1 protein-coding gene and 2 pseudogenes are annotated in these 1,400 nt (G+C 37.4%); all 3 read right to left on the bottom strand.

Features of this window, described 5'->3' with window-relative positions:
* Positions 1 to 274, bottom strand: a pseudogene (locus tag VOR_RS0101115) (hypothetical protein); the annotation flags it as partial.
* The gene (locus VOR_RS0101110) at positions 274 to 996 is read right to left on the bottom strand and encodes a hypothetical protein (protein ID WP_010317318.1); all 723 of its coding nucleotides are present in this window, start codon (positions 994 to 996) and stop codon (positions 274 to 276) included. The pseudogene VOR_RS0101115 and the gene VOR_RS0101110, both read right to left, overlap by 1 nt.
* Positions 993 to 1,400: pseudogene (locus VOR_RS16530) on the bottom strand (lipase); the annotation flags it as partial. The gene VOR_RS0101110 and the pseudogene VOR_RS16530, both read right to left, overlap by 4 nt.

Genomic DNA, 1,400 nt, shown 5'->3' with positions numbered 1-1,400 from the left:
GGCTTATCTTTCCTCCTTTATGGGATTTTTGACCAAATAAATCGTAGGAATAAGCCTCGCACTCATCTCCTGTCACCCAAAAATGAGTCCAAACTTCTAAATAAGCATCTATAGGCTTTTTGCCTGATATAGTAATATAGGACTCATCAGGTTCATCACCCAAAATATTCGGTTGAGAAGTCTGGTAATAATCAGACCCAAGGAAAAATAATGCGATGAATAGTACAATAATTGATATTCTTTTTTTCCTATTAGTATTAGCGATAAATTTCACTATTGCGGCCCTTTCTCTTTATCTAACGGTTCAGAGCGGTAATTCTCACCGGCTAAAATATCGTAATGAATCACAGTGTCGTTATTGAATTTCGAGAAATCGTAGTAGACGTCGTAGGCGTTGAATTCTTGGTCTTGGCTTTTCATCTTTTCATCAACATAATAATAACACCCGAAACCTTTCGTCCATCTGTTGAATTTCTCAGAATAATAAGGCTCACAATCTTTTGCTGCAATTGAGAATTTAAAATCAATTGGTCGATTATAATACTCTTTACCGGCAGGTGAAATCCGAAGTTGAGCAAAACCAGCAGAACCATATCCGTTATACGCTTGAACTACAATATCTCCGAGTATAACATCACAGTTTAATGCATCATGATATTTCTGATAGGGAATTCTTAACTCGTATCGACTAGGATCCGTAGAAAAATCATGTGTAACATGCAAATCTACATTTGCCCCCTTTGACCATTTCACATTAGAAAAGCTGAAAGTTCGTGCTTTACACTCATCCCCACTAGCCCCCCATCTTGCCCAAGCATCGACTTTGGCATCCTTAGGTTTTTTACCTGTAATCTTAATATAGGATTCATCAGGTTCATCGCCCCAAATATTCGGCTGAGTGCTTTGGTAGTAATCATAACCAAGGAAAACTAATACAATGAACAATACAATAATTGATATTCTTTTTTTCCTTGTGAGGCTATTCAATAACTTCATTGCAGTTGTTCCTTAATTTCATCAGGTAATGTTTGCTGCGCTATTAATAGTTTTGCTAAAGGTAAGCGCTGAGGATCAGAGACTATCTGCTTTAGTTCACCTCTAATCTGATTACGGTTCTCTATTAACTTATTTATAGAATTCATCTCGCTCATCAAACGTCCAATTCCCATAGCAGGTGTGCCATCTCCGATAGATCGAGCCCAAGTTTGTTTAACGGTGAGATAATTTTGCTGTAAAATAGCAATTTCTTGATCGAGAGCTGATATCGCTTTTTGATAATGCGTCATTAAACTTTCATTACTCAAAGCAAACAGCTGTTGCCATAAGTTAGGTACATAATGATCCATACCGTGCTCAGCAATCGATGCTTCGGACAAATTATTTACCAGCGAGACAGAATC

Source organism: Vibrio ordalii ATCC 33509, from assembly GCA_000257205.1.
Classification (GTDB): Bacteria; Pseudomonadota; Gammaproteobacteria; order Enterobacterales; family Vibrionaceae; genus Vibrio; species Vibrio ordalii.
This window is presented reverse-complemented; position numbering and strand designations above follow the sequence as displayed.

What these genes read in the sequence shown, in the direction of transcription:
- VOR_RS0101110 (WP_010317318.1), bottom strand. Translation starts at nt 996, where the DNA reads ATGAAGTTATTGAATAGCCTCACAAGGAAAAAAAGAATATCAATTATT.